This is a genomic window from Devosia sp. (assembly GCF_017744655.1).
Lineage (GTDB): Bacteria > Pseudomonadota > Alphaproteobacteria > Rhizobiales > Devosiaceae > Devosia.
Map to the genome: position 1 here is coordinate 34,602 of NZ_JAGIAW010000004.1, position 24,898 is coordinate 59,499.

Annotated in this window: 20 protein-coding genes and 1 pseudogene; 14 read left to right on the forward strand and 7 right to left on the reverse strand. The window is 63.4% G+C overall.

Features of this window, described 5'->3' with window-relative positions:
• Nucleotides 1–13 precede the first annotated feature (13 nt).
• The 9 genes from J7557_RS09510 to otnI all read left to right on the forward strand — a co-directional run bounded on the left by J7557_RS09510 (nucleotide 14) and on the right by otnI (nucleotide 9,757).
• Nucleotides 14–1,552 (forward strand): ABC transporter substrate-binding protein, encoded by a 1,539-nt coding sequence (locus J7557_RS09510; RefSeq protein ID WP_291419671.1) that lies wholly within the window; start codon nucleotides 14–16, stop codon nucleotides 1,550–1,552.
• 66 nt (nucleotides 1,553–1,618) lie between these two features.
• On the forward strand, nucleotides 1,619–2,791 hold the full coding sequence (locus J7557_RS09515; RefSeq protein ID WP_291419673.1) for a Xaa-Pro peptidase family protein: 1,173 nt from the start codon (nucleotides 1,619–1,621) through the stop codon (nucleotides 2,789–2,791).
• 30 nt (nucleotides 2,792–2,821) lie between these two features.
• A complete protein-coding gene (locus J7557_RS09520; protein ID WP_056311544.1) occupies nucleotides 2,822–3,802 on the forward strand; it encodes an ABC transporter permease in 981 nt (326 codons plus the stop codon).
• Nucleotides 3,802–4,662, forward strand: a complete 861-nt coding sequence (locus J7557_RS09525) for an ABC transporter permease (protein ID WP_291419681.1) — start codon at nucleotides 3,802–3,804, stop codon at nucleotides 4,660–4,662. The genes J7557_RS09520 and J7557_RS09525 overlap by 1 nt, the downstream gene beginning before the upstream one ends.
• A 16-nt stretch (nucleotides 4,663–4,678) precedes the next feature.
• Nucleotides 4,679–5,623: a succinylglutamate desuccinylase/aspartoacylase family protein gene (locus J7557_RS09530; protein ID WP_291419684.1), complete on the forward strand. Its 945-nt coding sequence runs from the start codon at nucleotides 4,679–4,681 to the stop codon at nucleotides 5,621–5,623.
• A 75-nt stretch (nucleotides 5,624–5,698) separates the two neighbouring features.
• Nucleotides 5,699–6,694 (forward strand): ABC transporter ATP-binding protein, encoded by a 996-nt coding sequence (locus J7557_RS09535; protein WP_291420072.1) that lies wholly within the window; start codon nucleotides 5,699–5,701, stop codon nucleotides 6,692–6,694.
• On the forward strand, nucleotides 6,684–7,658 hold the full coding sequence (locus J7557_RS09540) for an ABC transporter ATP-binding protein (RefSeq protein ID WP_291419686.1): 975 nt from the start codon (nucleotides 6,684–6,686) through the stop codon (nucleotides 7,656–7,658). Before J7557_RS09535 ends, J7557_RS09540 begins: the two co-directional genes overlap by 11 nt.
• A gap of 9 nt (nucleotides 7,659–7,667) precedes the next feature.
• A complete protein-coding gene (locus tag J7557_RS09545) occupies nucleotides 7,668–8,903 on the forward strand; it encodes an amidohydrolase family protein (protein ID WP_291419688.1) in 1,236 nt (411 codons plus the stop codon).
• Nucleotides 8,904–8,968: 65 nt separating this feature from the next.
• Complete coding sequence (gene otnI / locus J7557_RS09550; protein WP_291419690.1) at nucleotides 8,969–9,757, forward strand: 2-oxo-tetronate isomerase; 789 nt, start codon at nucleotides 8,969–8,971, stop codon at nucleotides 9,755–9,757.
• Here the strand turns inward: otnI and gmd are convergent.
• From gmd to J7557_RS09570, 4 genes and pseudogenes are all read right to left on the reverse strand, one after another.
• Nucleotides 9,664–10,817, reverse strand: a pseudogene (gene gmd / locus J7557_RS09555) (GDP-mannose 4,6-dehydratase). The gene otnI and the pseudogene gmd overlap by 94 nt on opposite strands.
• Before the next feature lie 39 nt (nucleotides 10,818–10,856).
• Nucleotides 10,857–12,197, reverse strand: a complete 1,341-nt coding sequence (locus J7557_RS09560) for a UDP-glucose/GDP-mannose dehydrogenase family protein (RefSeq protein WP_291419716.1) — start codon at nucleotides 12,195–12,197, stop codon at nucleotides 10,857–10,859.
• A gap of 139 nt (nucleotides 12,198–12,336) precedes the next feature.
• Nucleotides 12,337–14,523 (reverse strand): bifunctional diguanylate cyclase/phosphodiesterase, encoded by a 2,187-nt coding sequence (locus J7557_RS09565; RefSeq protein WP_291419717.1) that lies wholly within the window; start codon nucleotides 14,521–14,523, stop codon nucleotides 12,337–12,339.
• A gap of 131 nt (nucleotides 14,524–14,654) precedes the next feature.
• Entirely contained in the window at nucleotides 14,655–15,083 is a 429-nt protein-coding gene (locus tag J7557_RS09570; protein ID WP_291419719.1) for a hemerythrin domain-containing protein, read from the reverse strand.
• A gap of 237 nt (nucleotides 15,084–15,320) precedes the next feature.
• On the opposite strand from J7557_RS09570, the gene J7557_RS09575 reads away from it, so the two are divergent.
• The 4 genes from J7557_RS09575 to J7557_RS09590 all read left to right on the forward strand — a co-directional run bounded on the left by J7557_RS09575 (nucleotide 15,321) and on the right by J7557_RS09590 (nucleotide 18,144).
• Nucleotides 15,321–16,478, forward strand: a complete 1,158-nt coding sequence (locus J7557_RS09575) for an HPP family protein (protein WP_291419721.1) — start codon at nucleotides 15,321–15,323, stop codon at nucleotides 16,476–16,478.
• Between the two features lie 78 nt (nucleotides 16,479–16,556).
• Nucleotides 16,557–16,946, forward strand: a complete 390-nt coding sequence (locus tag J7557_RS09580; RefSeq protein ID WP_291419723.1) for a hypothetical protein — start codon at nucleotides 16,557–16,559, stop codon at nucleotides 16,944–16,946.
• A gap of 60 nt (nucleotides 16,947–17,006) precedes the next feature.
• Entirely contained in the window at nucleotides 17,007–17,558 is a 552-nt protein-coding gene (locus J7557_RS09585) for a copper chaperone PCu(A)C (protein WP_291419725.1), read from the forward strand.
• Nucleotides 17,551–18,144 carry an SCO family protein gene (locus J7557_RS09590; RefSeq protein WP_291419727.1) on the forward strand — a complete coding sequence of 198 codons (594 nt, stop codon included), beginning with the start codon at nucleotides 17,551–17,553 and terminating at the stop codon, nucleotides 18,142–18,144. Before J7557_RS09585 ends, J7557_RS09590 begins: the two co-directional genes overlap by 8 nt.
• 154 nt (nucleotides 18,145–18,298) lie before the next feature.
• Here the strand turns inward: J7557_RS09590 and J7557_RS09595 are convergent, their stop codons facing one another.
• Entirely contained in the window at nucleotides 18,299–20,086 is a 1,788-nt protein-coding gene (locus J7557_RS09595) for an adenylate/guanylate cyclase domain-containing protein (RefSeq protein WP_291419730.1), read from the reverse strand.
• 128 nt (nucleotides 20,087–20,214) lie between these two features.
• Here J7557_RS09595 and glpK point away from each other — a divergent pair, with 128 nt between their 5' ends.
• Nucleotides 20,215–21,744, forward strand: coding sequence for a glycerol kinase GlpK (glpK, locus tag J7557_RS09600; protein WP_291419732.1), 1,530 nt, complete (start codon nucleotides 20,215–20,217; stop codon nucleotides 21,742–21,744).
• A 3-nt stretch (nucleotides 21,745–21,747) separates the two neighbouring features.
• Here glpK and J7557_RS09605 read toward each other — a convergent pair whose 3' ends face one another.
• Together J7557_RS09605 and J7557_RS09610 are read right to left on the reverse strand one after the other, a co-directional pair.
• On the reverse strand, nucleotides 21,748–23,883 hold the full coding sequence (locus tag J7557_RS09605) for a cellulose synthase (RefSeq protein WP_291419734.1): 2,136 nt from the start codon (nucleotides 23,881–23,883) through the stop codon (nucleotides 21,748–21,750).
• Nucleotides 23,880–24,890: a glycosyl hydrolase family 8 gene (locus J7557_RS09610; protein WP_291419736.1), complete on the reverse strand. Its 1,011-nt coding sequence runs from the start codon at nucleotides 24,888–24,890 to the stop codon at nucleotides 23,880–23,882. Before J7557_RS09610 ends, J7557_RS09605 begins: the two co-directional genes overlap by 4 nt.
• Between the last annotated feature and the right edge of the window lie 8 nt (nucleotides 24,891–24,898).

A 24,898-nucleotide genomic window follows, 5' to 3' on the forward strand; every position in this document is an offset into this window, starting at 1 on the left:
AAGGGAACAGGGAATGAAGAAGTTTTTGTTGACGACCAGCGCCTTGATAGCGCTGAGCCTCATGCCGGTGCAGACTGGTTTCGCACAGGACAGCAACACGCTCATCGTGGGGATGGACGTGGACGCCGGTACGCTTGATCCGCGCCTGATGCGCGACACGACTGCCTCGCGCGCCGCTGACCTCATCTATTCCGGCCTCGTCCACATCACCCCGAGCCTCGAGCCGGTTCCGGACCTTGCTGAAAGCTGGGAAACGCCCGATCCGCAGACTTTTATCTTCAAGCTTCGTCCGGATCTGAAGTTCTCGGACGGCAGCCCGCTGACCGCCGATGACGTCGTTTATACCTATACGACGCTGGTCAATCCCGACTTCAACGCCCCGAGCCGCGCGCTCTATGCGCCGATCTCGGCCGTCGAAGCCGTCGATCCGCAGACCGTGAAGTTCACGCTCTCCGCGCCCTATGCGCCTCTCCTCACCTATCTCGATATCGGCATCGTGCCCAAGGCGCTGGTTGAAGGCGGTACCGATATCGCGCTCAATCCGGTTGGCGCAGGCCCGATGAAGCTCGTCTCGTGGAACCGTGGCAGCGAGATCGTCCTCGCGGCCAACGAGAACTACTGGCGCGGCAAGCCGACGATCGAGAACGTCACGCTGAAAATCATCGGCGACAACTCCGCCCGTTCGCAGGCCTTTGAGGCCGGCGACCTCGATGTCATCCAGTCCCCGCTCGCCCCGCAGGATATCGAACGCCTCAAGGCCGATGACCGCTTCGGCAATGTCATCACTGCAGGTCTCGGCGTGAATTACCTCAACTTCAACGTCAAGGATCCGCTGCTGTCCGATCCGAAGATGCGCCAGGCTTTTGCCAAGCTCGTCGATCAGGCAACCATCGTGAACGACATCTATCAGGGCGTCGATCAGGAAGCGCACTCGATCATCCTGCCCTCGTCCTGGGCTTATTCCGATGCCATCGCGCAGCCGACCTTCGACATCGAAGCGGCCGTGGCACAGTTCAACGAACTCGGCTGGACCGACAGCAATGCCGACGGCGTGCTGGACAAGGAGGGGCGGGATCTTGAAGTCGTCCTCTCGACCCACAGCGAAGATACCAACCGCGTGCAGAGCGTTGAGTTCCTGCAGGCACTCTTTGAAGCCGCCGGCGTCAAGGCAACTGCCCAGATCAGCGATTGGCCGTCGTTCTCGACCAACTATGTGCAGCAGGGCAAGCATCAGATCGCTCTGCTCGGCTGGCTCAATATCGTCGATCCCGATCGCCTGATGTTCGCCCAGCTCTCGACCGGTGGCCCGACCAACTGGGGTGGCTATTCCAACCCTGAAGTCGACGCACTCCTCCAGGAAGGTCGTTCGACCCTCGATCAGGCCGGCCGCGCCGCTGCCTATCAGAAGGCCGCGACCATCCTTGCCGAAGAGCTGCCCTATTACATCATCTCGGCCCAGGGCTATCAGCTGTTCTACGCCAAGGACCTGCCGGTCGAAGTGCAGGCCACGCCGCGCGGCAATCTCCGCGGCCTGATCGGCTACGCCGACTGATTGTGACTATCCCGGCCGGCGCTTCGGTGCCGGCCGGCCTTGTGGCCCCACTCCAAGGACATCGCCATGGCCTTCTCCCAGCGCCTCAGCGCCGACTATTACGCATCCGTACATGCCGACATTCGTGCGCGCATGGCCGAAGACGGCGTCGACGTGCTGCTGCTCGATTCCAATGACGACGTCATCTACACGACCGGCTTTTCCCACTACACCACCGAGCGCCCCGTCGTTTTCGCGCTGACGCAAACCGACGCCTACCTGCTGGTTCCCGAGCTTGAGCGCCATCACGCGCTCGACCAGAAGACCGCGGCAGAGCTCGTCGTCTATTTCGAATTTCCCGGCCGCGACCGGCCCTTTGCCGTGCTCGCCCGCACTGTCGGCGACATCAAGGGTACCGTGGCGCATTCGCCGGGCATCTCGCTCGCCCGCGTCGGCCAGATCGAAGCAGCCTTCCCCAATGCCAAGGTGCGCGCCTTGGGCATCGTGGGCAAAATGCGCCTCACCAAGCGCCCCGAAGAACTGGTGCTGCAGCGCGAAGCCGCGCGCATTTCCGACTCCATGGTTGCCGCCGGCGTCGCCGTCATCGACGAGGCGCTGCGCAGCGGCAAGACCATGCCGACCGAAATCGAGATCGAAGCCCACATCATCCGCCATGCCCTCGATACCATGTATCGCGAGCACGAGGACATCATGCTCGTGCAGGGCATTGCCGGTGGACTTGTCTATTCCGGCCTGCGTTCCGCTTTCCCTCACGGAATGCCGACCGGCCACCGCCCGCAGCGCGGAGAAAGCATGATTCTTTCTCTCGGCTGCCGGGTGGGTGGGCGCGCCGCCGAAAGCGAGCGCACCTTCATTCTGGGCGAACCCAGCAAGGAGCAGGAGCGCTTCTACAATCTGGCCCAGCAGGCCCAGGCCATCGGCACGATGGGCCTGATCGCCGGCGCCACCTGTTCTTCAGCCGATGACCGCGCCCTCGGTTTCATCCGGGAGCAGGGTGTCAGCGAATTCTGCCTCCATCGCGTCGGCCACGGCATGGGCGTCATGTTCCATGAGCCGCCATGGGTGGAAGGGGGCGACGATACCGTGCTCCTCTCCAACATGGTCTGCTCCTCCGAACCCGCCCTCTACGTGCCCGGCCTCGGCGGCTTCCGCCTTGCCGATACGGTTCTCGTCACCGGACAGGGGCCCGATAGCCTCACCAAGTACCCCCGCAAGCTCGATGAGGTGATCCTTGGCTGAGCGTAATCCAGTCCCGCAGAGGCAAAGCCAATGGTAGCCTATGTCATCCGCCGGCTCCTGCTGCTCATCCCCATGGCCATTGGCATGGTGGTGGTCACCTTTGGCCTCTTGCTCATCATCCCCGGCGATCCTGCCGCCGTTCTCCTCGGCCAGGACGCAACGCCGGAAGCCATCGAAACCCTGCGCAATACCCTCGGGCTCAATGACCCCTGGTACATTCGCCTCTGGGACTACTTTGCCGCCTTGCTGCAAGGCGATATGGGCCGCTCGATCTTCCAGAACCAGCCGGTCTCCGAAATCATCCTCGGCCGCCTCGGCGCAACCATCGAGCTCGCCGTCGTTGCTCTGATCCTCGCGACCCTCATCGGCCTGACGCTGGGCGTCCTCGCTGCCATCCGTCAGGGTTCGTGGGTCGATACGGTCACCATGCTCTTCGCCCAGCTCGGCGTCTCCATGCCGGTCTATTGGCTCGGCCTCCTGCTGATGCTGCTCTTTGCCGTGCAGCTCGGCTGGCTCCCCGCCATCGGACGCGGTGTGCCACTGCCCGAAGCCTTCCTCGCCGCCATCACCGGCCGCCCGCAGGTCCTCTGGGATTCCATCGGCCACATCGCCCTGCCGGCCCTGGCGCTGGCGGCTAATTCCGCGGCCATCATCTCGCGCCTCGTCCGTGCCTCCATGCTCGAAGTGCTGCGCGAAGACTTTGTCCGCACCGCCTATGCCAAGGGCCTGCGCAAGGGGCGCGTCGTCATCCGCCATGCCCTCCGCAATGCGCTCCTCCCGGTGCTCAGTGTCATCGGCCTCCGCTTCGGTGCGCTTCTCGGCGGCGCCGTGCTCACTGAGTCCATCTTTGCCTGGCCGGGCCTCGGGCAGCTCACCATCGCCGCGATCTCGCAGCGTGACCTGCCGTTGATCCAGGGCATCGTGCTCACCTTCGCCATCGTCTTCGCGCTCGTGAACCTAGTGGTGGATCTTCTCTACGCAGCGGTCGACCCGCGTATCCGGTTGGGTTGATGACCATGCGTTTGCCAAAAGCCTTCACCAATGTCTCGCTCGTCGTCGGCGCGCTGATATCGCTGACCATCCTCCTCCTCGCCATTTTCGCGCCCTATGTCGCGACCCATGGCATCGAGCAGATGGACATGCGCAATCGCTTCGATGGTCCGACCATGGAGCACATCCTCGGCACCGACAATTTCGGTCGTGACCTCTGGTCCCGTCTCGTCTTCGGCGCCCGCATCTCGCTGACAATCGCCGTCATCGCCGTGACCGTCTCGGCTGCCATCGGCACGGTGGTCGGTCTCGTCGCCGGCTACTTTGGTGGCTGGGTCGATCAGGTTTTGATGCGGATCACCGATATCTTCCTCGGCTTCCCGGCCATCGTTCTGGCCCTCGCCATCGTCGCTGTGCTTGGCCCGGGCATTATGAATGTGGCGCTCGCCATCATCGTCGTCGCCTGGACCGAATATGCCCGCGTCGTACGCTCAACGACCCTGGTGCTGCGCGAACAGAACTATGTGCAGGCCGCCAAGGCTCTGGGCGCGAGCCCGGTGCGGATCATCTTCAAGGAAATCCTGCCCAACGCCCTCGGGCCGATCATCGTCCTTGCCTCGCTCGGCCTTGGTACGGCGATCATCTCGGAATCGGCCCTGAGCTTTCTCGGCTTCGGCCTCCCGCCGCCGGCCCCGACCTGGGGATGGACCCTCGCCTATGGCACCCGCTTCATGCGGGACGCGCCGTGGCTCTCCATCGTCTCGGGCGCGACCATCATGGTGACGGTGCTCGGCTTCAATCTACTCGGCGACGGTCTGCGCGATGTGCTCGACCCCCGCCAGCTCTCTCGCGGCGGCGGCAAGTCCGCCAAGGCAAAGTAACTAAAGGAATATTCGAATGGTCAAATCCATCAACCAGCTTCGTCCCAAGTTCACTACGCATGCCGATGGCAGCGATGCGGTGCTGTTCATCCATGAGCTGGTCGGCGAAGAGGATGGTCCCACCATCGGCATTTCCGCCTCCATCCACGGCAATGAGAATACCGGCTCCCAGGCCATTCTCGATCTCTACCGCGCCCTCAAGGAACAGCCCCTCAAAGGCCGTATCCTGCTGCTGCCGGTCGCCAACCCCTATGCCTTCGCTGTCAACGAGCGCTTTGCCACCATCGACAAGGTCGACCTCAACCGCCAGTTCCCGGGCAACCCCAAGGGCACCTATTCCCAGCAGCTCGCCCATGCGATGACCAACGAGTTCCTCAATGTCATCGACGTGCATATCGACCTGCATTCGGGCACCGATCGCCCGACCGTCGACTATGTCTACATCTGGAACGACGAGCGCCTGTCGCGCGCCTTTGGCTCAAAACTCCTCTACCGTCCGGTCGAGAACAAGCAAGGCACGGTCTTTGGCGGCACCACCAAGTCGGTGACCATCGACACCCGCAATATCCCGGTCGCCGTGATCGAGCTCGGCGGCGGCATTGTCGACCAGACTCCTTATGTGAAGCAGACCGTCGACGGCGTGCTCAACATGCTCAAAACCATCGGCGCCATTCAGGGCGATCCGTGGACCAATCCCAAGCAGATCGTCGTCAACGAATTGGCCGGCATCCGTCCGAGCCAGGGCGGCTGGCTCGAACCGCTGGCTCCGGCCAATGGCGAAGTCATCAAGGGCGGCCAGCTCCTCGGCCGCGTGGTTAGCCCCTACACGTTCGAAGTGCTCGAAGAAATCCCGACGCCGTTCGAGAATGGCGTGATGATCATGCAGCACCTCACCCGCAACCTCGTCCATAGCGGCGACTACGGTTTCATGGTCGGCAACCTCGAAGGCGCCACCGACTGAGACGCGCGCAAGCGACCCAAAACATGCCGGGTGTGCCCCACAAGCCCGGCATTGGAGACGACGGCAATGAGCGAAATGAACACAGCAACCCATGTCCCGGTTCTGGAAGTCTCCGATCTCGATATCGAGATCAGGGGCGTTAATGGCGCTTTTGCCGTCGTCTCCGACATGAATTTTTCCGTCAGGGCAGGGGAGACCCTCTGCATCGTCGGGGAAAGCGGCTGCGGAAAGTCCATGACCGCCCTGTCGCTCCTCCGACTCCTGCCGGAGGCCGCCACCATTGCCGGCGGCAAGGTCGTCATCGAGGGCCAGGATTTCCTCGCCATGGACCAGCGGCAGGTCGAAGATTTCCGTGGCGAGAAGATCGCCATGATCTTTCAGGAACCGCTGACCGCGCTCAATCCGGTGCTGCGCATCGGCGAGCAGATCGCTGAATCCGTGCGGCAGCACCGCAAATGCAGCCGCCGCGAGGCCGATGCGCGCGCCGTCGATGTGTTGCGCCTCGTGCAGATGCCCGATCCCGAACGCCGAGCCAGCCAGTTTCCGCACGAACTCTCAGGCGGCATGCGCCAGCGCGCCATGATCGCCCTGGCCCTCGCCTGCGACCCGAAAATCATCATTGCCGATGAGCCGACCACGGCGCTCGACGTGACCATCCAGGCCCAGATTCTGGGCCTGATTTCGGACCTGCAAAAGCGCTTGGGCACCGCCCAAATCCTCATCACCCACGATCTCGGCGTCGTCTCGGAAGTCGCCGACCGCGTCATCGTCATGTATGCGGGCCGCAAGGTCGAGGAAGCGAGCATCTACGATCTCTTCGATCGTCCCTTCCACCCCTATACGATCGGCCTGATGGGCGCCGTGCCCGGTGCTGGCGCGTCGAGCGAGGCCGGTGATCGCCTCGCCGATATCCCCGGCACCGTCCCTCCACTCTGGAACCTGCCCAAGGGATGCGCCTTTGCCCCGCGCTGCGCCAATGCCTCGGCGCGGTGCCTCGAAGAGCGCCCACCATTCGAAGAAAAACGCCCCGGCCACTGGGCCGCCTGCTGGGAGCACGACGATGCAGCCTGATCGCACTCCTCTGCTCACGGTCGAAAACCTCGAAGTCCACTTCCCCATTCGCTCCGGCGTCTTCCAGCGTCAGGTGGGCGCGGTAAAGGCCGTCGATGGCGTCAGCTTCTCCCTCCAGCGCGGTGAAACCCTGAGCCTCGTTGGTGAAAGCGGCTGCGGCAAGTCGACCACCGGCCTCGCCCTCATGGGCCTCGTCAAGCCGACCGGCGGCCGCGTGCAGTTCGACGGGCAGGAAATCCGTGGCTTCAATCGCGCGGCGCTCAAAAGCTATCGCCGCCGCATGCAGATCGTCTTCCAGGACCCGTTTTCCTCGCTCAATCCGCGTCAGCGGGTGAAGGACATTATCCGCGCCCCGCTCGACATCCATAAGGTCGGCACCCCGGCCGAGCGCGAAACGCGTGTTGCCGAGCTGATGGAGCGCGTCGGCCTCCGTCCCGACCAGGCCGACAATTTTGCCCACCAGTTTTCCGGCGGTCAGCGCCAGCGCATCGGCATCGCCCGGGCCCTGGCCCTCAACCCCGACGTCATCGTTTGCGACGAACCGGTTTCAGCGCTCGACGTGTCGGTGCAGGCGCAGATACTCAACCTCCTCAGCGATCTGCAGCGCGATCTCGGCGTCTCCTATCTCTCGATTTCGCACGACCTCGGCGTCGTCGAATTCATCTCCCATCGCGTCGCCGTCATGTACCTGGGCAAGATCGTCGAGATCGCCCCCAAGACGCGCATCTTTGCCGAACCGGGCCACCCCTATACCGAGCTTCTGATGCGCTCGGCGCCCTCGCGCGATCCGCGCAAGCGCCACAGTTTTAGCGCCACCAATGACGACATCCCGAGCGCCACGAAGAAGCCGAGCGGCTGTCCCTTCCACACGCGCTGCCCACTCGTCACCGCCGTCTGCAAGACCACCGAACCCGCCCTGACCGCCCGTGAAGGTGGCCAGATGGTTGCCTGTCACAACCGCTGAGTTGCTTTCATGACCACGTCTTTTCTCTTCACCGGCGGCAATGTCCTCGATGCTGAAGCAGGCATCCTGCGGCAGGGGCTTGAGGTACTTGTCACCGACCAGCGCATCGCCGCCATCGGCACCGGTCTTGCGCGTCCGGACGGCGTTGAAGTCATTGACCTCGCCGGCAAGACCATCATGCCCGGCCTCGTCGATTGCCACGTCCATGTCGTTGCCGAAACGCTCGACCTCTGGGCCAATATGATCGCTCCGGCCTCGCTCGCCGCCCTGCGCTCTGCGCGGGTGATGGAAGAAGCCCTGCAGCGCGGTTTCACCACCCTGCGCGATCTCGGCGGCGCCGATTACGGCCTCGTCCGCGCGGTCAATGAAGGCCTCATCGCCGGTCCCCGCCTCATCATCTGCGGCAAGGGCCTCACCACCACCGGCGGCCATGCCGACCTGCGCCAGCGCACCGATGATCGTCCGGGCCTCTTCTCCGACCGCTTGGGATCCATGGGGCTTATCGTCGACGGTGTCGACAATGTCCGCGCTGCCTGCCGCACCATGATCAAGGAAGGCGCCAACTTCATCAAGGTCATGGCCAATGGTGGCGTTTCCTCGCCCAATGACCCGATCCATTCGATCCAATATTCGCGAGACGAAATCCTCGCCATGGTCGAAGAGGCCGAAAACGCGGGCATGTACGTCGCCGCCCATGTCTATACCGACAAGTCCATCGCCCGCTGCGTCGAACTCGGCGTCCACTCGCTCGAACACTGCAACCTGATCGAGCCCGACACCGCCAAGAAAGCCGCCGAAAAGGGCTGCATCGCCGTTCCCACGCTCGTCGCCTATGACGCGCTCGCCCTCGAAGGTGAAGCCCTCGGCCTCGGCGCCGCCGAAATCGCCAAGATCGATGTCGTCCGCGGCGGCGGCCTCCGCTCGCTCGAGATCATGCGCGACGCCGGCCTCCCCATGGCCTTCGGCTCCGATCTTCTCGGGCAGCTCAGAAAATATCACGGCATGGAATTCGAACTCCTCGCCAAGGTTCTCACCCCGCAAGAAATCATCCGCTCCGCCACTGTTATCGGTGCAAGACTCTGCCGCCTCGAAGGTGAGGTCGGCATCGTCGCCGAAGGCGCCTTTGCCGACCTCCTGGTGGTCGATGGCGACCCGCTCTCGGACATTTCCCTCTTGCAGGATGATGGCGCCCACATGCCCATCATCATGGCCAGCGGTCGCATCGTGAAGAACGCGCTGAACTAGTCCGGGTCCGCGTACTCGGCTATCTCTGGTGAGCGGGTTACCCGCTCACTTCGGAAGTTTCAGATATGCCGTGTTTCTCCGCCAATCTTTCGATGCTCTACCCTGAACTGCCTTTCCTCGAGCGGTTCGGCGCCGCCGCCGCAGACGGCTTCAAGGCCGTCGAATATGTCGGCGCTTACGACCAGCCGCCCGCTGCGCTGGCGGATCTCTTGCAGCAACACGGTCTCAGCCAGGCCCTGTTCAACCTACCAGCCGGAAATTGGGCCGCCGGCGAGCGCGGCATCGCCTGTCATCCAGACCGTGTCGCCGAGTTCCGCCAAAGCGTCGATACGGCAATCGAATACGCCAAGGCAACCGGCTGCACCCAGGTCAACTGCCTAGCCGGTATTGCCCCAACAGGCATCGCGCGCGCCGAACTATATAACACCCTTATCGCCAACCTGGCCTATGCAGCGCCGCGCCTTTTTGAGGTGGGCATCAAGCTTCTGCTAGAGCCGATCAACACCCGCGACATGCCGGGCTTTCTGATCAACTCCACCGATGACTACGAGCGCGTCGCCGCCGCAGTCGGCCACGAGAACCTCTATCTGCAATACGATTTTTATCACATGCAGATCGTTCAGGGCGACCTGATCCCGACCTTCCTGCGCCTGCAATCCCGCATTGCCCATGTCCAGATCGCCGACCACCCGGGCCGCCATGAACCGGGCACCGGCGAGATCAATTACGCCAATATCTTCAAGGTCCTGGACGAGGTAGGTTACTCCGGCTGGGTCGGCGCGGAATACCGGCCCAAGGCCGGCACGAGCGCAGCGTTGGGTTGGCTCGAGACATGGCGCAGTGCCGCACGGTAGTCGGCCTCGACCATTTCGCGGCACATTTCCCGAGCGCTGATCTCGGGAACCCACCCCAGCTTTTCCCGCGCTTTGGTGGGATCGCCGAGCAGGGTGTCGGCCTCGGTCGGGCGGAAATATTGCGGGTCGATGCGCACGATCACGTCTCCCACGGAAACGTGGGGCACCCTGTCGCCTGCTACCTGCGCGACTATCCCGATCTCGCTGGTCCCGGAACCGGAAAATTCCAGCGTGATGCCGAGGTCCGATGCGGCCCAGCGAATGAATTCGCGGACCGCATACTGCTTGCCGGTGGCAATGACAAAGTCCTCGGGAACCGCCTGCTGCAGCATCAGCCATTGCATGCGGACATAGTCCCTCGCATGGCCCCAGTCACGCAGCGCGTCGATGTTTCCCATGTGGAGACAGCGTTCCAATCCAAACGCGATATTGCAGAGGCCACGCGTAATTTTGCGCGTCGCAAAAGTCTCGCCGCGACGCGGGCTCTCGTGATTGAAGAGAATGCCGTTGCAGGCATAGATGCCATAGGCCTCGCGATAGTTGATCGTGGTGCAGTGGGCGAAAAGCTTGGCCACGGCATAAGGTGAGCGCGGGTAAAATGGCGTCGTCTCCCGCTGCGGCGTCTCCTGGGCGAGACCATAAAGCTCCGAGGTGGACGCCTGATAAAAGCGGGTCTTGTTCTCGAGCCTAAGCAGGCGGATGGTCTCCAGCAGACGCAAGGTGCCGAGGCCGTCGACATCTGCGGTATATTCGGGCGCATCGAACGACACAACGACACCTTGACGTCCGATTGCGCCCCCAGATTGTAGATCTCGTCGGGCGCGATATCCCGGACCAATCGCGTCAGGCCCGAGCCATCCGTGAGGTCGCCATAGTGCAGCATGACGCTGGATGAAGGGGCTTCAATATCGACGAGGTGGCCAATGCGCTGGTCGTTTGGGACCGAAACTCGACGCTGTATTCCGTGGACCCGATATCCCTTTTCCAGCAAAAATTCGGCGAGATAGGAGCCGTCTTGTCCGGTAATGCCAGTGATCAGAGCAACCTTGCCCGAATTCATACTGCCCCCACAGTTTATGAAATACGGTATCCTGCCGGTCTATTCTGCCGCTTGCGCTGCCGTATCTGTTACGCCCTGCGGACGACCGATGCTGACATAGTTTAGGCCCGTCGTCTCGACTTCCTTACGGCGATAGACATTGCGCAGATCGATAAAGACGTTCCCGGCCATCGCCTCTGCAATTCGCTTGAGGTCGAGCGAGCGGAAGGCGTTCCATTCGGTGACTAAAACCAGGGCGTCGGCTCCAGACGCCGCGTCGTAGACGTCTGCGGCGTAGTCCACGCCGCTCAAAAACGTCTTTGCCGCTTCCATGCCTTCGGGGTCATAGGCGCGGACCTTTGCGCCGGCATCTTGCAGGGACTGGATGATGGCGATCGAGGGGGCATCGCGCATGTCGTCGGTATTGGGCTTGAAGGTCAGGCCCAGGACGCCGATGGTCTTGCCGCGCACATTGCCGCCCATGGCCGATATGACCTTGCGGCCCATGGCGCGCTTGCGGCGGTCGTTGACTTCGATGGTGGTTTCGACGAGCCGCAGGGGTGTGTCGAAATCCTGGCCGGTCTTGACGAGGGCCAGCGTATCCTTGGGAAAGCAGGAGCCGCCATAGCCGGGGCCGGCATTGAGGAATTTGCCGCCGATGCGGTTATCCATACCGATGCCGCGGGCGACGTCCTGCACATTGGCGCCGGTGCGTTCGCAAAGGTCGGCGATCTCGTTGATGAAGGTGATCTTCATGGCGAGAAAGGCATTGCCGGCATATTTGATCAGTTCGGCGGTGCGGCGTCCGGTGAACATGAGCGGCGCCTGATTGAGATAGAGCGGACGATAGACGTCGGTCATCACCTCGCGGGCGCGCTCGTCCTCGAGGCCGACGACAATGCGGTCGGGCCGTTTGAAATCCTCGATGGCTGAGCCCTCGCGCAAAAATTCGGGATTGGTCACGACCACCACATCGGCTGCGGGATTGGTCTCGCGGATGATGCGTTCCACCTCGTCGCCAGTGCCGACCGGCGCGGTGGATTTTGTGACGATGACCGTAAAACCTTTGGCGGCCCGGGCGATATCGGCGGCGGCGGCGTAGACATAGGAGAGGTCGGCATGGCCATCGCCGCGACGGGACGGCGTGCCTACGGCAATGAATACGACGTCGGAATTGGCAACGGCGGGGGCAAGGTCGGTGGTAAAAGTCAGGCGGCCGGCTCTGGCATTGTCGGCGACAAGCACCTCGAGACCGGGCTCAAAGATGGGAATTCTGCCGGCCTTAAGGGCCTCGATCTTTTGTTCATTGAGATCGACGCAGGTGACGTCATGACCGAAATCGGCAAAACAGGCGCCGCTGACGAGGCCGACATAGCCACTGCCTATCATGGTGATGCGCATAGCGATGCTCCCCGACCTGCTGCGTTTTATACATAATGCTGAGACGAAGGAACCCAACCCGACTCTCCAGCCACATCGTGTTTCCTTGGGAAAAGCGCTTATGCGCTGCGCGTGACCTTTGCGTGAAGCCCTATGGGGATCAGGCAAGCTTCTGGTCGATGCCGTTCTTCATGTTCCGGGAGAGAGCGCCCCGCATGTCGTCAGGCGAGAGTGGGCGAGCAAAGAAATAGCCCTGGAGGTAGGTGCAGCCCATGGATGTCAGCTTGCGGCGCTGGTCCTGGTTTTCGACACCCTCCGCCGTGACGGACATGCCCAGAGCACGCGCCGTTTCGACGATCAGACGAACGATATGGCCCACAACCGGGTCGGTGCCGACGAGTTGGGAATAGGATTTGTCGATCTTGAGTTTGTCGACGGCATAGCTGCGCAGATAGCTGATCGATGCATAGCCCGTGCCGAAATCATCGAGTGCGATGCTGACGCCCGCTTGCCGGAGCGTAGCGAGGATTTCCTGGGTCTGGGTGGAGTTTTGCAGCAAGACGCCTTCGGTAATTTCCACTTCCAGCCGGTCCGGTGTCAGGCCTGTTTCGACGAGGATTGCCAGGATGCGCTCGGCAAGCCGGGCATTGTGAAACTGGACTGGCGAGACATTTACGGCGATGCGGGGCAGGTCGGACGACACTGCGAAGCGGCATGCCTCTCGCAGAACCCATTCGCCCAGTTGATCGATGATGTCGCACTCTTCGGCGAGGGCGATGAAATGGTCGGGGGAGAGCAGGCCCCGCGTCGGATGCATCCAGCGGATCAGCGCTTCGGCCCCCGCGATCTTGCCGCTGAGGCTGCCATGGATGGGCTGGTAGAGGAGATGCAGGCCTTCTCCGGTCAAGAGGGCATTGCGCAACTCGATTTCGAGCGTGCGCCGCTCGCGCTTTTCGCGGTCCATCTCGGGGCTGTAGAGCGCGAAACCGTCGCGCCCGGCCAGTTTTGCGGCATAGAGAGCAACATCGGCGCGGCGCAGGATTTCCTCCGGCGTCACCTCGTCTCCCTTTTCGAGCGCGGCGCCCAGGCTCAGCGTCACATTGATCCGCTCGCTGCCGATGGTCAGAGGTGTCCGCGTATATTGGACCAGCCGCTGGCAGATCCAGCGCGCCTGGCCTTCGCTCAGAATGCCGGGATGGATGATGGCGAATTCGTCGCCGCCGAGGCGGGCGACGGTCGCCTCTTCGGGCATCTCGATCATCAGGCGTTTGGCGACTTCGCGCAGCAATTGATCGCCCGCGGCATGCCCCCATGAATCATTGATCTCCTTGAAGCGGTCGATATCCACTGAGATCAGCAACACCTTGGTTTCAGCCAGGAATTCATAGTCCTTAGCCTGCTTGAGGCGTGTTTCGAAGAGGGCGCGATTGGCGAGGCCCGTCAGGGGATCGTGCAGGGCGAAATAGGTGGCGTGGGCACGGCTTGCTTCCATGGTGAGCGAGGTTCGCCGCAGCCAGACCAGCAGGGCGGCCATGGCCACGCCCACCATTGCCAGCATGGTGATCAGGGCCGGCGCTGCTTCGCCCAGCAGGGCCTGTGCTGGCTTGGCCGGTGTCCAGGCGAGATAGGTCAGCGTAGCGCCTTCCCAATTGAGTATCGGGAGCCAGCCGGCGCTGTTGGGATGGGCGACGCGCCTGATATTGGCGATGCCGAACTGCTTGCCGATATCCTGCAACATGGTCTGGTCGATCAGCTTGATCGAGATGAGCAGGTGATCATCAATGGCGTTGTCGTCGCTGAGGGACGTCATGGGGCGAATGCTGACAAAGCCTTGGCCGCTATCAGCAAATCCCACCGTTCTCAGCGCCAGGATGCCCGCGGCATCGTTGGAGCGCAGGCTGGGGTCGTCGAAGGCGGCCCTGGCGATCCGCAGGCGCAGGCGGTCGATGATCGGTTGCAGGACGAAGGAATCGGCGAGGGTAAATATCCTGCCGGCGTAGTGGCCATCGACCGAGGCACGGAGGACCTTGCCATCGGGCGCCAGGATATAGGCGCGGTCGTGCCCCAGCGCCGTCGTCAGGCGGCGGTCGAGCTCGTCCGTTTCGGAAGCAACTTCTTCAAGGGTGACGGTGGTTGCGGCCTGGTCGGCGGCGAGCCGGGCGCGCGCCTCAAATAGAGCAACTTCAATGGTTTGCTTTTGCTCGTCGAGGGCGCGGTCGTCGATGCGGCCCATGGCCCAGGAGACCGAGACCACGGCTACGACAGCGAGGCAGATCGCCAGAACCACAGCGGCCCAGACGATTTGTGCAGAAACGGAATGGCCCTCAGGAGAAGGCGAAAGCGTCATGGGTGCTGCCTCTGATTCATTCAGATATGCACCAGCGAAGTGACGAATTGGTTTATCCGACCCCGGCATTTCTGCGTGATCGCGGGAGACCTTTGTTAAATACGGTGTAAATTTCCCTTATGTGGCAAAGGCTAAGGCGTAAGGTTGGAGATGATGGCGAGGAGATCTTTGTCGGCCCGGACGTGGCGGCGGAGGCTTTCGAAGAAGGAGCGGAGGAGGTAGCCGGTGGCGTCGGCGGACTGGAGGGGATGGTACGCGGCGAGGGCGAGAAGGGTTTCGCGGACTTCGATCACGGCGTCGTCGTCATAGTCGTGTTCCTCGCGAAGGCGGCGGGCGAGCTGGCGCAGTTCGGGGCGGGGCGAGGCCGCGAGGAGGGGGAGCAGGGTGGTTTCTTCTTCGCGATGCGTGAGAGCCAAAAGATCAACGATTTCAATCGCAAGCCGGCCGCATTGGCTGGTGGAGACATTGTTGGGCAGGCTGTCTGCGACCGCTTCTAGCTGGTCGCAGATGCCGAGCAGATCGGCGTAGCGGCGGTTCAAGGCTTCAATCGGCGCGCTCATGATGGTGCCCTTGCGGAATTTTCGGGGGACGCTAGCCGATTGTTTCAGCCGTGCTTTGCTCGGGATCAAAGCGTGGGGATTGGGGCCGGTTCGGATGCGAGTTGGTTAGCAGACTGGTAACGTTGAGTGCCGCATCGGCGGCTGGTCGGTGAAAGAAGAAGGCCGTTTTAGTTTTGCCGATGCATTTGGTTGGGCATGCCTTGGCTGCGGCGGGCACTCGCTTTAGGAAGCGGGGCCATGAAAATTCCAGCCCTGTTCTCCCACCTCGTTCCGCATCTCGTTGCCGTCAGTCCGCTTGAGCGTGTGCGCGCGGCTATGGGGGCGTGCCTCGGCATTCTGGTGGTCGGGATCATCGGGCGGCTGGCTTTGCCGGCTGCGGCGGCGCCGCTCTTGATTGCGCCGCTGGGAGCCTCGGCGGTTTTGCTCTTTGCTGTGCCGGCAAGTCCCCTGGCGCAGCCCTGGTCGATCATCGGGGGTAATGGCATCGCGGCCGTGGTTGGGGTCATGGCGGCCATGCTGGTGCCGGACCAGAGCGTGGCGGCGGCGCTGGCGCTGGGGGTCAGCATTGGCCTCTTGCTGACGTTCAAGTGTCTGCATCCGCCGAGCGGAGCGGTGGCGCTGACGGCAGTGCTGGGTGGACCGGCCATTCACGATCTGGGATTTTTCTATGTGCTCTGGCCGGTGCTGACGGGATCGCTGGCGTTGCTTATGGCGGCCATTGGCTACAATCGGTTGACCGGCAAGGTCTATCCGCACCGCGTGCAGGTGCATGCGCCGGTGGTTTCGGCCAGCAAGACGGGTGGGCTCGGGGTGACGGTGGACGATCTAACAACGGCCATTCGCGAGCGCGACGAGGTGGTGCCGGTCGATCCGGATGATCTCGAAGAGGTGTTGCAGCGGGCCGAGGTGCTGGCCTTCAACCGGCGTTCGGGTGGCGTGATTGCTTCGGCGGTGATGTCGCAGAAGGTGGCCAGCGTCATGCCGGGCACGTCGCTGCGGATTGCGCTCAAACTGCTCAGGACCAATGGGGTCAAGGCGCTGCCGGTGGTGGATGCGGAGCGACGCGTGGTGGGGATCGTCACGCAGACCGATCTTTTGGACAAGGCGGATTGGGGGCCTTCGGCGACGGGCTCGGGTCTGGGCTGGCGGCTGCGGTCCATCGGCAATTCGGACCGGCCGTTGCGGGGCAAGGTGCGGGACGTGATGACAAGCGATGTGCGCTCGGTACCGGTGTCGACGCCGATTGCGCGGGTGGTGCAGGTAATGGCCGAGACCGGGCACCACCATGTGCCGGTGGTGGACGTGGCCGGCAAGCTGGCCGGCATGGTGACGCAATCGGACGTGGTGGCGGCGCTGTTTCATGTCAATCAGGCAGAGCTTGCCCGAACGGCCTAGAATTTAGCTCTGCGACACTGCGCGCCTTGCTTCTTTTGCGGGCAAAGCGTAGCAGAAATCCCATATCGGGGAGACGTCATGCCCAAAAGCATGCGCCATATTGGACGAGAAGTGGGCGCCGCCATTGCGGTTCTGGCGCTCTATATGCTCGTGCTGCTGGCGCCGCTGCACCAGTCGGCAGGGCTGCAGCGCGAACTGGCGCGGCTCGGTTTTGAATCCAGCGTCTCCTGGTCGGTCTGTACGTCCGTGGCCAATCCCGAGCGGGGCGACAGCGACACGCCGACGGCGGCAAAGTGCCCGCTGACCGGCGTTGGCAAATCCCAGTTTGTGGCGGTGTTGCCTCCGGTGGTCCAGCCGCCAGTGGTGCGGGATGCCGATCCCGTTCATTTTGAAGCCACTGCCCATTCCGGTCCGGCAAGGCCGATGGAGCATCCGGGGCAACCGCGCGGGCCGCCTCAAACCGCCTGATCCACGGTTTTCGCTTTTCCGGCTGCCTTGCGGCCAATTCCTGTTTCCTTCGAGGATCACATGACGCTTCGTCGTTCCGCCATTGCCATGGCCTTTCTTGCTGCTTTTTCTTCCGCCCTGCCGGTCTTTGCCCATGAGGGCCATAGCCATGATGCTACGGAAGCCGCCGAGCATGCCGGCGCTGCCGTAAAGCTCGGCGCGCTTGAAATCAGCGGTGCATTCACCCGCGCCACGCTGCCCAACGCGCCTGTGGGCGGTGGCTTCTTCACCGTTACCAATACCGGCACGGAAGCTGATCGGCTGGTTTCGGTCACTACCGACATTGCCAAAGAGGCCCAGATTCATGAAATGGCCATGGAAGGCGATGTCATGAAGATGCGGCAGCTCAAGGATGGGCTCGAAATCCCCGCCGGCGAAACTGTCGCCCTGGAGCCGGGTGGCTTCCACCTGATGTTCATGGGCCTCAATGGCACGATCAAGGAAGGCGATGTCGTTCCCGTTACGCTGACCTTCGAAAAGGCCGGCACGGTGGTCGTGGAACTGGTGGCGGGCGCGGCTTCCGCCGATGCGCCGGCCGGTTGCGAGCATGGGGACAAGGCGAGCCATGAGTAATCTCGGGCGCCTGCGTGCCGTTCTCTGGACGCTGGTTGCGGTGGCAGGGCTTGGTGCTGTCGGGCTCTACACCTATACGGCGACGCGCCCCAGCGTCGCCCAGAACCTCGGTGATGGCGACTACCAGCTGGTGACGGCGAGTGGGGAAGCGTTCAACCGGCAGAGTTTTGCCGGCGCGCCCTCCATGCTGTTCTTCGGCTTTACCCATTGCCCGGAAGTGTGCCCGACATCGCTCGCTGAAATGACCTCGTGGTACGAGGCGCTCGGCGACGAGGCCAAGGACCTCAAGGCCTATTTCGTGACGGTCGATCCGGAGCGCGATACGGCCGATATCATCGGCGATTATGTCGCCTGGACGGGGCATGTCACCGGGGTGACCGGCACGCCGGAAGAGATCGAGAAGGCGGCAAAGGCCTGGGCGATCTACTACCAGAAGGTGCCGCTCGAAGACGGCGACTATACGATGGACCATACGGCCTCGATTTTCCTGCTCAATAGCGAGGGGAATTTCGAGGGGACCATCGCCTATCGCGAGGATAGCGCGACGGCCCTGGCCAAGCTGCGGAAGTTGCTCGCAGAGGGGTAGCCTTTCCTGTTTGCGCCTGGGGCCCCACCCCCTCCCAGCCTCCCCCATCAAAGGGGGAGGTGAAGGGACTGAGGGTGGGGCAACATCGTACCGCAAACTCGATGCGGCACCTCCCCCTTGATGGGGGAGGCTGGGAGGGTGTGGGAGCCCCAACCTACAATGAAACCACTTCCGCCTTTTCCTTCAGCCCAGCTTTGGCGAGGCCCGCCATATACTTTTCCAGCAAATCCGGGTGCATGAAGCGCAGGCTGTCGCGGATGGTGGCGAGGTCTATGCCGGGGCGGGCGGCGCGGAATTTTTCGAGGGCGGCGGTGGCGGCGGTCAGGTCGCCGAGAGCAGCGTAGTAGCTCGCCAAGTCCCGGAAGGGCCAGTTGAGGTTGGGCCGTTCGGCAAGCGCCCGGCTGGCGAAATCCACGGCCTCCTGCGAGCGGCCGGCAGCGAAATGGGCGAGGGCCGTGCCCAGCAGCATGTTGAAGGCGAAGGGGTCCATGGGGCTGAGGCGCAGCGAGGCCTGGAACGCCTCGATCGCCTCGTCGGGCTGGCCAAGATAGACAAGACCAAAAGCCTTTCTGAGCCAGGCCCAGGCGTGGTTGGGGTCGAGCACCAGGGCACGCTCGGCAAGGTCTCTGGCGCGGGCGACATCGCCGCCGGTCTGCATGATGGCGGAGGCGAGAGCGGCCATGGCGGTGGGGTTGCCGATGGCGGATTCAGAGGCGCGGTCGATGGCTTTTTGCGCTTCGGCGCGCTCGCCGGGAATGTCGTCGGTCCAATTGTAGGCGATCTGCTGGCCATGGGCCCAACCGACAAGGGCCGCGGCAAGGCCATAATTGGGTTCGAGCGCCAGCGCCTGTTGCAGGAGCGCGATGGCTTCGCGATTGGCGGCGGGTTGATGGGCCCAGAGCTGGGGCATGGCGCGCATGACGAGATCGTAGGCGGCGAGCGTATCGGGGCGCTTTGAGAGGGCGCGTTCGATTTCGGCCTGGCGGATGGAGGGCTGGATGGCGCTGGCAACGAGCGCTGCCATGGTGTCCTGCAGGTCGAAGAGGTCTTCCACCGTGCCATTGACCTTGTCGGACCAGATGTGGTTGCCGCTTTCGGTTTCGACCAATTGGGCTGTTATCCGCACCTTGTGGCCGACGCGGCGCACGCTGCCTTCCACGGCATAGCGTACGCCCAGTTCGCGGCCGACCTGGCGCACGTCGAGCGAGCGGCCCTTGTAGGAAAAGGCGGAATTGCGGGCGATGACGAAGAAATCGCGAATGCGCGCCAGGGTGGCGGTGATTTCTTCGACCACGGCATCGGCGAAATAGGCCTGGTCGGCTTCGCCGGAGAGATTGTCGAAGGGGAGGACCACGACCGACGGGCGGCTCGACGGCGCGACGATGGGTGTCTCGTCCTTCTTGGGCAGGGCTTTTGCTGCGCCGCTCGGGTGCCAGACATAGAGATGCACGGTGCGCGGGATATTTTTGAGAATGGTGGGGCCGATATCGGTGAAGGCGAGATCGGTCTCGGCGCCGAGATAGGCATGCATCCATTTGGTGACAGCCATGCCGCCGGGCGGAGAAACCCCCTGCACGCGCACGGCGAGATTGACGCCATTGCCGAAGAGATCGTCGCCATGCACCAGCACATCGGCCATGACGATGCCGGCGCGCACCTGCAGAATTTCTCCGCCCGGCGCCTTGATCTGGCGCTGGTGCAATTCGCGCTGGGCATCGGCGACCCAATCGAGCGCGGTGAGGGCACTGCTGAACTCGGCGAGGAAGCCATCGCCCATGGTCTTGAAGATAGTGCCGCCGCGTTCAGCAATGTCCTTGGTGAAGTGGCCATAGGTCTGGCGGACGAGGCGCACCGTCTTGGGTTCATCGTGCTGGACGAGCCGGGAGAAGCCGACGACATCGACCGAAACTATGGGAACCAGACGACGCTCGGACTTCACCATGAACGTGTGCTTTCGCAGGGGCGATCAAATCTAGCATTTCCCGGCGCCCTGCACGAGATGAAGCGATTGCCCAAAGTGGTTTTTTGGCGCTCTACTTGAAATGGGCAAGTATAGGGGCGGGCGGCGGCATGGGAGCCTATATTCTGGTCATCGACCAGGGCACGACGTCTAGCCGGGCCGTGATTTTCGACGCCGCACAGAATATCGTGGGCATGGGGCGCATGGACTTTACCCAGCACCAGCCCGCGCCCGGCTGGGTTGAGCATGTGCCCGAGGAAATCTGGGCCACGTGTCTCTGGGCCAGCAAGACGGCGCTGCGCAAGGCGGGGATTAGCGCCGCCGACCTTGCCGGGATCGGCATTACCAATCAGCGCGAGACCACCATTGTCTGGGACCGAAAGACCGGCATGGCGATCCATAATGCGGTGGTGTGGCGGGACATTAGGGCGGCCGAGACGTGCCAGCGCCTGCGCCAGAGCCGGCCGGAGGCGGACAAGCTGGTGCGGCGGCGCACCGGGCTGATGTTGGCGCCGTATTTTTCGGGACCGAAGGTCAAGTGGATCCTCGACCATGTGAAGGGGGCGCGGCAACGGGCGCGGCGGGGCGAGCTAGCTTTTGGCACGGTGGACAGCTGGTTGATCTGGCGGCTGACCGGGGGCAGGGTGCATGCGACCGATGCCACCAATGCCAGTCGAACGCTGTTTTATGATCTGAAATCGGGCGACTGGCATGAGGATCTCGTCGATCTCTTCGATGTGCCTCGGTCCATGCTGCCGCGCGTGTTGGACAGCGCTGATGATTTCGGGCTGACCGATCCGGGTGTGCTCGGGGCGGCGGTGCCCATCCATGGGGTTGTCGGGGACCAGCAGGCGGCGCTGATCGGGCAGGGGTGTTTTGCGCCGGGCATGGCCAAATCGACCTATGGGACGAGTTGTTTTGCCCTCCTCAATACCGGGAGCGTTTGCGTCAAATCGCGGCATCGGTTGCTGACCACGGTGGCCTATCGGTTGGCGGGCAAGACCACCTATGCGCTCGAAGGGGTGATTTTTACCATTGGCGGGGCGTTGCAATGGCTGCGCGACGATCTGGGGATCATCAGGGATTGGCCGGAGGCGGATGCGCTGGCGGCGGCTTCCGATCCTGATGAAGCGGTTTATCTCGTGCCGGCCTTTTCAGGGCTCGGGGCGCCGTGGTGGGACAATGAGGCGCGCGGGATCGTGACGGGGCTCACGCGCAATAGCCGGCGGGCGGAGCTGGTGCGGGCGGCGCTGGAGGCGGTGGGGTTTCAGTCGCGCGACATGTTCGAGGCGATGCGGCGCGATTTGAAGCTCGAAGAGGCCATGGTGCTGCGCGTCGATGGCGGCATGGTGGCCTCGGATTGGACCATGCAGTTTTTGGCCGATATTCTGGATCTGCCGGTCGATTGTACGCGGGTGCCGGAGGTGACGGCGTTGGGGACGGCCTGGCTGACGGCGTGGAAGAAAGGGCTTTGGCCGGAGGCGGATCGCTTCGGGGCGCGGCGGGATTTTCACCAGGAGTTTTTACCGCGCATGGCGCCGGCCAGGCGCAAGGCCAAGCTCAAGGGGTGGCGGCAGGCGCTGGGCAAGACGCTGACGGGGGCGGTGGCGTTCGAAAAGGCGCGGCGGCCGTTTGGCTGATTTTTACTGGCTTTGGGCGCTGCGGAGCGAGGCGCGGGCGGCATCGAGACCGGAGACGGCATCGCCATAGCCGGTGGCGGCGACGGCTTCGAAGATGCGCTCGGCTTCGGCATAGCGGCGCAGGTGATAATAGCTCCAGGCGCGCAGGGTCAGGAGATCGTTGCGCTCGGCCGCGTATTGGGCGCGCGCGTCGAGCATGGCGAGGGCGAGCTGATATTCGCCGATATTGTAGGCGCTGGTGGCCTTGAGGGTCAGGATGGCGGTCTGGAGTTCGACCACGCGCTTGTCCGAAAGGGGGGCGGCAGCGGCGGCGACGGCGGCCTCGTCGGGGAGGCCGAGGCGGATGAAGGCGAGGGCGCGGCCATAGGCGGCGTCGCTGCGGGTCGCCTCATTGGCCGAGTCGAGGGCCCGACCAAAATGATCAACCGCCTGGGCGGGGCGGTTGAGATCCATCAGACACCAGGCATGGGAGAGAGCGCCGCCGGGCGAGAGGGAGTTTGGCGGGCGGAAGGTCTGGCATCCGCCACCGCCACCCCTGCCTCCGCTGGAGGAGGCTTCGGCTTGCTGGACTTGCCTTGGTGCCTGTTGCTGGGCCACGCGGACGGTTTGGACCTGGGTGAGGTGGGCCGGCCGCGGTTTTGGCAGCGGCACGACGGAAGAGGGTGAGGTGAGCGAAGTCAGGTTGCCGAACTGGGCGATGCGGACAGAGCGGCCGCCCCAGGTGCGGCGGATTTCCTCGACGCGGGCAGTGTCACCAAGGGCATTGGCGGAGACCATCAGGCCATAGGCGGCGGGTTCGAGATCGGCCTGCCAGCCGAGGGCGGTTTGAAACCATTCGAGCGCGGTCTGGGGCTGGTTGAAGGCATAGGCGTACCAGCCAAGTTCCTGGGCGAGGCCCGCGTCGCGGGTGGCGATCGTGGTTTCGACGATGCGGCCCAGAATGGTTTCGGAGACGGCAAGGCGCGGTTCGCGGGCGAGGGTGGCGGCGGCGGCGTCGCGATAGACTTTGGCGATGTCTTCGTTGTCGTCGCGATATTCGGCGAGGGCCGCTTCGGCGGCGGCAGGGTCGTTCAGTTGCACGAGGGCGACGCCGAGGCCTTGCGCAGACTCGGCCGAGGGGACGGCGGAATTGGCGGCTTCGAAGAAGCGGCGGGCTTCGGTCGGGCGATTGCGATCGAGTTCGAAATAGCCGAGGAGGCGCAGGTCCTCGGCATTCTTGTCGGCCATGGCGGCTTTGGCGAGGAGATCGACATCGTCGGTCGCAGGAGCGGCACCGCCTTCATCGAGGGCGGCAGCGACGGCGCGGCGGGCGAGATCGAGGCGGAGGGGGGAGAATTCCCCGTCTTTTTCGAGCGCGAGGAGGGGGGTCAGCGCCGTGCGGTCGAGCAGGTCGATGGCCTTTTGCATGGTGGCAAAACGCTCGCCGGGGTCTGTGCAATTGGTGAGGATATAGGAATAGGCGTCGGAGCCGCGTTGTTGGGCGCCGGTCTTGATGAAGGCTTCGGCGAGGCGCCAGAGATTGTCGACGCTGGAGCAGGTCAGGAGCTGCGGCGCATTGGCGGCGATGGAGACGACTTCGTCAAATTGGCTGGCATCGGAAGCGGCGCGGAGGCGCGTGCCGGCTTCGCCGCGCTCGATGGTTTCGGTGAGATCGGCCGTGGGCACGAAGCCGGGATCGGCGGCCTTTTTCTCGGCGATGGCGGCGCGGGCGCCGGCATAGTCGCCGGCGGTGACGAGATCCCAGATGCGCACGATGGACTGGTCGGGCACGAAATCGGTGGTCAGCGGATCGGCGGGCGGTTGCCAATTGGGATAGAGCGCGCGGAGGCGCTCGATTTCGCGCTGCAGGCGGACGGTATCGCCCTGCTGGGCGAAATAGCGCAGGGCGGTTTCGTCCGGTGCGCCGGAGGCCGAGGTCTGCGGCGGCGCCTGGGCGGTGAGGATGGGGTCGGGAAGGGTTATGCCTATCTCGGTCTGCACCGGCATTTCCGCGGCAAAGGGGGCAGGCTGGGGGCTGGCAGACGGCGCGGGACCGGTTTCCGAGACGGTCATGGGATCGACGCCGAAGGGGGCAATGGCCTGGGCCATGGCGGGCAGCGAGATGCCGATGAGGCAGAGGGTCAGGGCGAAGCGCTTCATGATTGCGCCTCAAGGCCAAGACAGTTGGGACGCTGGCGGCGCAGGTGGTCCAGCATCAGCAATTGCAGGGTCGCGGCGTAGTAGCTGGTGGTTTGCAGGGTGCGCAGCTCCTCGGGTACGGGCTGGCCGGTGGCGACACATTCCATGCCGGCCTGAATGAGACGATAGCCCGGTTCGTCAATGGGCTCCATGGCATTGCCGGTCGCGAGATCGATCTTGAAGAGGCCAGCCGAGGAGGCCTTGGCGCGAAAAGGTTCGAGAAAAGCGGGATCAAGCCCGGCGCGCATCAGATAGAGCGGAATGCGAATGCCGTTATAGCCGAACTCGGCCGGAAAATCGGGGGCGGGGCCGATGGCGCCGCCGGCCATGACCACCCAGTCGCCGGGAATGCCGGCGGGTGTCGTGGAGGCGCGACGGAGGAGTTCCAGCCCGGTTTCGGTTACGGCGTTCCAGTCGATGACCGGATCGAGGCTGTCGAAACGCGGCAGGGTTTCGAAAATCCAGTAGGAGGGATTGAGGATGGGCTGTCCGGCGGTCGCGTCGTTGCCGGCAAAGCCCTCGGTGCCGGGAAGAATGGCCGGCAGGCCATCGGCGGAGACGAGAAGATTGCGGCCCATGGTCGCGACCATGGCGGCGGCCTCGGTGAAGAATGTAGTCTCGCCCCAGAGGTCACTGGCGAGCAGCAGGCCATAGGCAATGAGCATATCGCCGTCGGTGGCATTGTTCGTGTCGGTGACGTGCGGGTCGGCATCCGGCTCCCAGCGCCAGGCGGCAAGGCCATCGTCGCGGATCATGAGCTCGGTTTTGGTGAAATTGAGGATGCGCTCGAAACCGGACCGGTCTTCCGCCAGTGCGGCAAGGACGAGACCATAGCCCTGGCTTTCGCTATGGCTGATATTGCCATTGGCGGTGTCGATGACGCGGCCTTCGGGGCTCACGAAGGCGTCGAGATAGCTTTGCCATTCTTCCGGCGTGATGGCGGGCGCGGCACAGGCGGGAACCGTCATGATTCCTC